This is a genomic window from Stenotrophomonas sp. GD03654 (genome assembly GCF_029845105.1).
GTDB classification, from domain to species: domain Bacteria; phylum Pseudomonadota; class Gammaproteobacteria; order Xanthomonadales; family Xanthomonadaceae; genus Stenotrophomonas; species Stenotrophomonas africana.
Genome location: NZ_JAOCLC010000115.1, coordinates 1 through 8,271 on the forward strand (window position 1 = coordinate 1; position 8,271 = coordinate 8,271).

8 protein-coding genes and 1 pseudogene are annotated in these 8,271 nt (G+C 67.4%); 2 read left to right on the top strand and 7 right to left on the bottom strand.

Annotated features, from left to right (window positions below; translation table 11 throughout):
* Together N5J73_RS23375 and N5J73_RS23380 are read left to right on the top strand one after the other, a co-directional pair.
* A pseudogene (locus N5J73_RS23375) lies at positions 1-288 on the top strand (hypothetical protein); the annotation flags it as partial.
* A gap of 72 nt (positions 289-360) precedes the next feature.
* Positions 361-1,326, top strand: coding sequence for a sodium:calcium antiporter (locus tag N5J73_RS23380; protein WP_049448447.1), 966 nt, complete (start codon positions 361-363; stop codon positions 1,324-1,326).
* Positions 1,327-1,457: 131 nt separating this feature from the next.
* Here N5J73_RS23380 and N5J73_RS23385 read toward each other — a convergent pair whose 3' ends face one another.
* The 7 genes from N5J73_RS23385 to N5J73_RS23415 all read right to left on the bottom strand — a co-directional run bounded on the left by N5J73_RS23385 (position 1,458) and on the right by N5J73_RS23415 (position 8,183).
* The gene (locus N5J73_RS23385; protein WP_012481450.1) at positions 1,458-1,847 is read right to left on the bottom strand and encodes a Na+/H+ antiporter subunit G; all 390 of its coding nucleotides are present in this window, start codon (positions 1,845-1,847) and stop codon (positions 1,458-1,460) included.
* Positions 1,844-2,128 carry a K+/H+ antiporter subunit F gene (locus N5J73_RS23390; protein WP_005411334.1) on the bottom strand — a complete coding sequence of 95 codons (285 nt, stop codon included), beginning with the start codon at positions 2,126-2,128 and terminating at the stop codon, positions 1,844-1,846. Before N5J73_RS23390 ends, N5J73_RS23385 begins: the two co-directional genes overlap by 4 nt.
* Positions 2,125-2,631, bottom strand: a complete 507-nt coding sequence (locus tag N5J73_RS23395; protein ID WP_049448446.1) for a Na+/H+ antiporter subunit E — start codon at positions 2,629-2,631, stop codon at positions 2,125-2,127. The genes N5J73_RS23390 and N5J73_RS23395 overlap by 4 nt, the downstream gene beginning before the upstream one ends.
* Positions 2,628-4,163 (bottom strand): monovalent cation/H+ antiporter subunit D, encoded by a 1,536-nt coding sequence (locus tag N5J73_RS23400; RefSeq protein ID WP_049448444.1) that lies wholly within the window; start codon positions 4,161-4,163, stop codon positions 2,628-2,630. Before N5J73_RS23400 ends, N5J73_RS23395 begins: the two co-directional genes overlap by 4 nt.
* Entirely contained in the window at positions 4,160-4,537 is a 378-nt protein-coding gene (locus N5J73_RS23405) for a Na+/H+ antiporter subunit C (protein WP_025874601.1), read from the bottom strand. Before N5J73_RS23405 ends, N5J73_RS23400 begins: the two co-directional genes overlap by 4 nt.
* Entirely contained in the window at positions 4,537-7,365 is a 2,829-nt protein-coding gene (locus tag N5J73_RS23410; protein ID WP_032976643.1) for a monovalent cation/H+ antiporter subunit A, read from the bottom strand. Before N5J73_RS23410 ends, N5J73_RS23405 begins: the two co-directional genes overlap by 1 nt.
* Positions 7,366-7,697: 332 nt before the next feature.
* Positions 7,698-8,183 (bottom strand): Mpo1-like protein, encoded by a 486-nt coding sequence (locus tag N5J73_RS23415; RefSeq protein WP_049448437.1) that lies wholly within the window; start codon positions 8,181-8,183, stop codon positions 7,698-7,700.
* Positions 8,184-8,271: the final 88 nt, after the last annotated feature.

Consider the following 8,271-nt stretch of genomic DNA (forward strand, 5'->3'; position numbering starts at 1 on the left):
CTGATGATCGAAGGCCGCAAGCTGGTGCGCTACGACGTGCGCAGCGCAGCCATCACGGCACCAGGTGGCGGCAAGGTCGGCATGACTCTGGGTGAGCTGCAGGTGCTGTACCCCGAGCGCGCTGATGTCGGCCCCGACAAGTACGATGAGAAGGCCCAGCACCTGCGCGTGCGACCGGCGCAGGAAGGCGATGCGGTGATCGACTTCGCACTCGGCGCGGACGGCAGAGTCGGCGCATGGCGGGTCGGGAAGACCCCGCAGGTCGACTATGCCGAAGGCTGTGGCTGATCCTTGATCCACGGCCCAGCCACGCGCGCGGGCCAAGCGTAGAATCGCGGCACCACTGCTGGGGAGTGCTCGATGATCGCCATTGCCATTGCCTGGTTCCTGCTCGGCCTGCTGCTGCTGGCGCTGGGCGGGGACTCCATCGTCAAGGCCGTGTCCGGTCTGGCCCAGCGCTTTGGGGCCAGCGCGTTCACTGCGGGGCTGCTGCTGCTCGGGATAACCACCTCGTTGCCGGAACTGGCGGTCAACGCACGCGCGCTGGCGGTGGGTCAACCGGAGTTGGCACTGGGCAACGCGGTGGGCAGCAGCATCGTCAACCTGGGCCTGACCCTGGCGGTGGCGGCCATGGCTGCACCCCTGCTGCTGCGCGCGCGCCTGCAGACGGTACTGTGGTGGTCGCTGCTGGCGGCCGGCGTGCTGCTGATCCTGTTCGGGCTTGATGGCGGCCTTGCACGCTGGGAAGGCGGCGTACTGCTGGCCGGCTTCATCGTGGTGCAGGTGCTGCTGCTGCGCGGTGGTCGCAGCGAGAGTGAGGAGGTGCAGGTGGCCATTGCCGAATCCGCAGTGAGCCGCACCAGCCTGCCGTTGAACGTGCTGCGGGTGCTGATCGCGGCGCTGGCCCTGTACTGGGGCGCACGCCTGGTAGTGGGGGCCGCAGCGGATTTCGGTGCAGCCCTGGGTTGGACGCCGCTGCTGGTGGGCTTGCTGCCGGTAGCAGTCGGCACCGCATTGCCTGAGGTGGCCACCGCCATCGCTGCCGCACGCCGTGGTCATGGCGACATGGTGCTGGGCCACGTGCTGGGCTCCAGCGTGGTCAACCTGCTGCTGGTGATCGGGGCGATGGCGGTGCTGCAGCCGTTGGCCTTGCCGGCCTCGTTCGTGCGCCTGGAACTGCCGGCGCTGCTGGCGTTCGCGCTGGTGCTGTACCCGATGCTACGCGGCGACCTGAAGATCAGCCGTGGCGAAGGCGCGATCCTGCTGGTCGCGTTCGTCGGCTGGTTCGTGCTGGAACTGCTGCTGGTGGGCGCACCGGTGTTGTAGATCCACGCCATGCGTGGATGCGGTTGATTTCGTGCCGACCAACGGTCGGCACCCACCACCGATCACCCGGTGGGCCAACCTTGGTTGGCACTCGGGGAAAAAGCGCCGACCAAGGTCGGCCTCTACCGGAATTACCGGTTCTGCGTGGTTTCTTCTTCCCGCACCGGCTCCGGCGGCGGCAGCTGCTCCTCGGCGGCACGTTCGTTACCCGGCAGGGTGGGGCGGGTCTCCATCAGCAGCGACAGCGCGGCCTTGGCCATCATGTGTGCGCTGATCGGCGCGGTGATGAACAGGAACACGGTGATCAGCAGCTCGCGTGGCTGCGGGTCCTGGCCGAGGAAGATGTGGTAGCAGACCGAGCACACCAGCACGCAGCCCACGCCCAGCGTGCTGGCCTTGGTCGGTGCGTGCAGGCGCTTGAAGAACGTGGACAGCTTCACCAGGCCCAGTGCGCCGACCAGGATGAAGAAGCAGCCGAACAGCAGCAGGATCGACAGGCCGATCTGGATCGCGGTGATCATTCGACGATGTCCCGGCGCAGCACGAACTTGCTCAGCACCACAGTGCTGCCGAAGCCGAGCATGGCGATGATCAGCGCCGCCTCGAAGTAGATCGGCGAGTTGAGGTACATGCCAAACAGCATGAGCTCGGCGATTGCGGTCACCGACAGCGTGTCCAGCGCGAGAATGCGGTCGGGCACGGTCGGCCCGCGCAGCAGGCGCCAGGTGGCCAGCAGCATCGCTAGGCCGACCACGTGCATGCACACCACCAGGGTGGTCTGGATGACTTCAAAACCGGTCATGGGAAGATCTCCATCAACGGCGCCTCGTAACGGCGCTTGATCGTATCGATCAGGTCCTGTGGGTCCTCCAGGTGCAGCACGTGCACCAGCAGGAACTTGCGGTCGTCGCTGAGCGCGGCCGAGACCGTGCCCGGGGTCAGGGTGATCATGCTGGTCAGCGCGGCGATGCCGTGGATGTTGGCGATGTCCAGCGGCAGCCAGATGAAACCCGGGTGGATGTTCTTCTCCGGGCCCAGTACCTGCAGGGCAACGCGGATGTTGGACATCAGGATGTCCCACAGGGTCACGCACAGCAGTTTCGGCAATGGACGCAGGGTGCCGATGCGGGCGAATTCGCGGTCCAGGCGTGCGGCGAACAGCGGCACCACCAGGCCCAGCAGCAGCCCCAGCACGATCTGGCCGAGGGTGAAGCTGTCGGACATCAGCAGCCAGAACGCCACCACCATGATGCTGAGCATCGGCGAGGGAATCAGGCGACGGAACAGGGAGCGCTGGGCAGTCATGGCTGGCGGATCTCCGGCGTGGTCGCACGCAGCTGCTGCACGTATTCGCTGGGTTGCAGCAGCTGTGCGGCGGTGGCGTCGGTGTAGCGCATCAGCGGTGCTGCGGCCAGGGTCATGCCGATGCCGTAGGCCAGCAGAAGGCAGGCCGCGTAAAGCTCGACCCGGCGCAGGCGGGCCTTGCGCGGCTTCGGTGCTTCCGGATCGACCGGCGGCACGCGCCAGAACAGGCGGATGCCGCCGCGGGTCAGGCCCATGATCACCAGCAGGCTGCTGACCAGCACGGCGGTCCAGACCGGGGCGGTGTACTGCGCCGGCATGCCGGCCAGCAGCGCGGCCTTGGCCAGGAAGCCCGACAGCGGCGGCAGGCCGGCCACCGACACCGCGCCGATCAGGAACAGCACCGCCGGCGTTTCCTTGCCCGGCATCGGCGCGACCACTTCCTTGCGGTCGCTGGCGCCGCCGCGACGGCGGCGGATCAGGTCGGCGATCAGGAACAGCGCTGCAGCGACGAAGCTGCTGTGCGGCAGGTAGTACAGGCCGGCGGAGAGCACCCGCGGCGTGCCCACCGAGAACGCGATGAACAGCGTGGCTGCCGACACGATCACCAGGTACGAGATCAACACGCGCAGGCGGGTCGCGGCCAATGCGCCAAGGCCACCCAGCACCAGCGTTGCCACGCCAGCCCACAGCAGCCAGTCGCGGCCATAGCCGGCCATCGCGCCGGCGTCGTCGCCGAACCACAGCATCTGGATGCGCAGCACCGAGTACAGGCCGACCTTGGTCATGATCGCGAACAGCGCAGCCACGGCGGCCGGTGCGCGCGAATACGCTTCCGGCAGCCACAGGTACAGGGGCATCAGCGCGGCCTTGGCGCAGAACACCAGCAGCAACAGGCCCATCGTCGCCTTCACCAGGGGCAGCTGCGCCGGCGGCACCTCGGCGATGCGCTGCGACAACTCGGCCATGTTCAGCGAACCCAGCGTGGCGTACAGCAGGCCCAGCGCGATCAGGAACAGGGTCGAGGCGGTGACGTTGAACACCACGTAGTGCAGGCCGATGCGCATGCGCAGGCCGCGGCCACCGCTGAGCAGCAGGCCGTAGGAGGCGATCAGCATCACCTCGAAGAACACGAACAGGTTGAAGATGTCGCCGGTCAGGAACGCGCCATTGAGGCCGACCAGCTGGAACTGGAACAGTGCATGGAAGTGCGGTGCGCGGCGGTCCCAGCCCGAGCAGGCGTGCAGCAGGCAGGGAATGGCCAGCAGCAGGGTGGTCAGCAGCATCCACGCCGACAGCCGGTCGGCCACCAGCGCGATGCCCAGCCGCGACGGCCAGTCGCCGAGCAGGTAGACGTTGATGTCACCGCCTGCGGTGTCGGCGAACAACAGGCCGACCACCACCGCCAGCGCTCCCAGCGCGGTCCACGCCACGGCGCGCTGCACCTTCGGCCCATAGCGGCGGTGTTCAACGAACAGCGACAGCGCAGCGCCGAGCAGCGGTACCAGGATCGGCAGGATCACCAGATGATTCATGCGCGGTCCTCGCCCCGGCGCGGCGGTGCATCGTCGTCCGGCTCGTGCGCGTCCACGTGGTCACTGTGGTTGTCGCTGCGGCTGCGCATGGCCAGCACGATGCTGACGGCGGTCATCGCAAAGGCAATGACGATGGCGGTCAGCACCAGCGCCTGTGGCAGCGGATCGGTGTAGTTGCCCAGGTGGCTCTCCACGCCTTCCTGCAGCACCGGCGCCTTGCCCTGCACCACGCGGCCACCGGCGAAGATCAGCAGGTTGGTGGCGTAGGACAGGAAGGTCATGCCGAGGATCACATCGAAGCTGCGCGCGCGCAGCAGCAGGTAGATGCCGATGGCGGTCAGCACGCCGATCGCAGAGGCCAGGGCCAGTTCCATCAGTGCATCTCCCCCGTTCGTGCCGAGCGGCGTTGCAGGTCGATCTCGCCCTTGCGCGCGGTGCGCGTCCGCGAGGGTTTGACGGTGGCCATCATCGACAGCATCAGCATCGCGCCACCGAACACCACCAGGTACACGCCGATATCAAAACCAATCGCGCTGGCCAGCGGTACATCGCCGATCAACGGCAGGTGCAGGTCCAGGTGGCCGCTGGTCAGGAACGGCACGCCGAACAGCATCGACGCGGCGCCACTGAGGATGGCGATCAGCAGGCCGGTACCGATGCAGCGGATGTAGTCGAAGCCGAAGCGTGACTCCACCGAGGCGGTGCCCTGGATCACGTACTGGATCAGCAGCGGCACCGCCAGCACAAGGCCGGCGATGAAGCCGCCGCCCGGCGCGTTGTGGCCGCGCAGGAACAGGAAGATGGAGACCGTCAGGGTCAGCGGGAACATGATCTGGGCCAGATCGGCCGGCACCGGCAGCTTGATCGGCGGACCGGGCATGATCTGCTCCGGCGCCATCCGCGTGCGACGCAGCAGCGCATGCACGACCAATGCGGCAATGCCGAACACGGTGATCTCGCCGAAGGTATCGAAGCCGCGGAAGTCGACCAGGATCACGTTGACCACGTTCTGGCCGTACGCCTCGGGCAGGGCACGGGCAAGCAGCTCGCCGGCCATGGTGTTCGGCGGCAGGGTCATCGCGCTGTAGGCCAGCGCGCCCAGGCCGGCACCGGCCACGATCGCGATCAGCGCATCACGGCGCTTGCGCCAGCGCGGCCGCTCCGGGCCGGACTGTGCCGGCAGGTAGTTCATGCCCAGCAGCATCAGTACCAGGGTCACCATCTCCACCAGCAGCTGGGTCAGCGCCAGGTCCGGTGCGGACAGGAACACGAAGGTCAGCGCCACCATCAGGCCGACGCCGCCGACCAGCAGCACGGCCAGCAGACGCTGCTTGTACATGCGCAGGGTCGCCACCGCGCAGGACATCATCACCAGCCACAACGCCCAGCCCAGCAGCGGTATCGGCTGCGGTCTGGTCCATTCCGGCGAGGCCGGGTTGGCGATGTAGGGCGCGGCGGCGACCACGATCGCCACCAGCACCAGGCCCAGCAGCATGCGCTGCAGGCTGCCGTTGGCGATGCCGGCGGTCAACCGCTGCGCACCGGCCGACAGCAGGTCCAGCTGGTGGTGGAAGACGTTGCGTCCCGGCGTGGTGTTGGTTACCGCATGCAGATCGATCAGCTTGCGCAGGCCGAAGTAGAGGGCCACGCCACCGACCACGCCAGCGGCGCTCATCGCCAGCGGCAGGTTGAAGCCATGCCAGATCGACAGGTTGTACTCGGGCATCGCGCTGCCGAGGATCGAGGCGGCTGCCGCGTGCAATACCGGGGCCACGGTCACGGCCGGGGCGATACCCACCGCCACGCAGATCACCACCAGGATCTCCACCGGCACCTTCATCCAGCGCGGCGGTTCGTGCGGCACGCGGTCCAGGCCATGCGGGCCCTTGCCGAAGAACGTGTCGTGCACGAAGCGCAGGCTGTAGGCCACGCCGAACACACCAGCCAGCAGCGCGGCGATCGACACCGCCGTGCGCATGGTGTCGGTGCCGCCCGCCGAGAGCGCTTCGGCGAACAGCATTTCCTTGGACAGGAAGCCGTTGAGCAGCGGGATGCCGGCCATCGCCAGCGAGGCGATGATCGCCAGCGCGCTGGTGAACGGCATCAGCCTGCGCAGGCCACCCAGCTTGCGCATGTCACGGGTGCCGGTCTCGTGGTCGATGATGCCGGCGGCCATGAACAGCGAGGCCTTGAAGGTGGCGTGGTTGATGATGTGGAACACGCCGGCGACCACCGCCATCGGCGTGGACAGGCCGAACAGCAGGGTGATCAGGCCCAGGTGCGAGATCGTCGAATAGGCCAGCAGGCCCTTCAGGTCATGCTGGAAGATCGCGTTCCAGGCACCGATCAGCAGGGTGATCGCACCGATGCCGCTGACCGTGTAGAAGAACAGATCGCTGCCGGCCAATGCCGGATGCAGGCGCGCCAGCAGGAACACACCGGCCTTCACCATGGTGGCCGAGTGCAGGTAGGCCGACACCGGGGTGGGGGCGGCCATCGCGTGCGGCAGCCAGAAGTGGAACGGGAACTGCGCGCTCTTGGTGAAGATGCCCGCCAGCACCAGGAACAGGGCGTAGGGGTACAGCGCGCTGGCGCGGATCTGCTCGCCGGCGGCCAGCACCACGTCCAGGTCGAAGCTGCCGACGATGCGGCCGATCAGCAGCACGCCGGCCAGCAGCGCCAGGCCGCCGCCGCCGGTGATCACCAGCGCCATCCGCGCGCCCTCGCGCGCGTCCTGGCGGTGCGACCAGAAACCGATCAGCAGGAACGAGCTGATGCTGGTCATTTCCCAGAAGACCATCAGCAGCAACAGGTTGCCCGACAGCACCATGCCCAGCATGGCGCCCATGAACAGCAACAGGTAGGTATAGAAGCGGTGCGCGTTGTCCTGGCTGCTGAGGTAATAGCGCGCATACAGCACCACCAGCGCGCCGATGCCCAGCACCAGCCCCGCGAACATCCAGGCCAGGCCATCCAGGCGCAGGGTGAAGTCCAGGCCGATCTGCGGCAGCCACGGAACCATCGTGCGCACCACCTGGCCATCAAGCACCGATGGGGTCAGCCAGGCGAGGATCGCCAGCCCGCCCAACGGCGCCAGCGCCGCCAGCCAGGCAGCAGTCGAGCGCGAACTACGGGGGAAGGCTGCGACAGCCACTGCCATGAGGAACGGCAGGGCCAGCAGCAGGGGCAGGCTGGGGAGCATGCAGGGAATCCATGATTCACGAGCAGGTCAGGGAGCATAACAGGCTGCCAAATGTCGCCGAAACCCATTGAACAGCGATCAATTGCATGTAACGTGCGCTGATTCATTTTTTCTGCGATGCAGCATGCCGCGCGGATGACCCATCAGGACCCGGTGAGCAGGTCCACCCTACGCCCACGCAGGGACAGCGCAGCCCCTGTCGCACAGGGACCGCCGCCGCTGGGCGGGGCAAGGTGAGGAGGTCACCGCGGCAGGCTGGCAGGCGCGCCGTGCAGTGTCGGTGACGGGATCTGCCCGTTCAGGAAACGAAGGCGTCGACGCGGCGACGCTGGTCAGTAGCGCCAGTCGAGCTTGCGATAGGCCTTGGCCATCACCCACGCCGGGCCGATCAGCAGGTAGGTCAGGTCGGTCAGGAAGCTGGGCTTGCGGCCTTCGAACTTGTGGCCGATGAACTGCGCGATCCAGGCGGCGACGAATACGCCGATGGCCAGCGAGCGCAGGTTGTGCAGGCCGATTTCCGCTTCCAGCAGCCGGCACAGGCAGCCGAACACGAAGAACTGGATGAGCATGCCGATGCCCAGCGGACGCGACAGCTTGTTGTAGAAGCACCACGCGCTGAACATCGCGAACGCCGACCAGATGCCGTATTGGAACCAGGTGATCAGCGGCGGCACGCACCACAGCAGGGCCACCACCGACCACAGGATCGCCGGCACCGCCACCACGTGGATGCGCTGGTTGACCACATTGCGGTGGTCGTCGGAGTAGCTGGCGAAATAGCGGTCGATCGGACGCGCAAGCTCGGTGGATGTCTGCATGCGGCCAGCATACTCCGCCGGGGCCGGGCGGTGAGGGGCGGCGAATGGTGGGCGACGGGGTGGGGCGCACCGGGTCGGCCCGATGGGT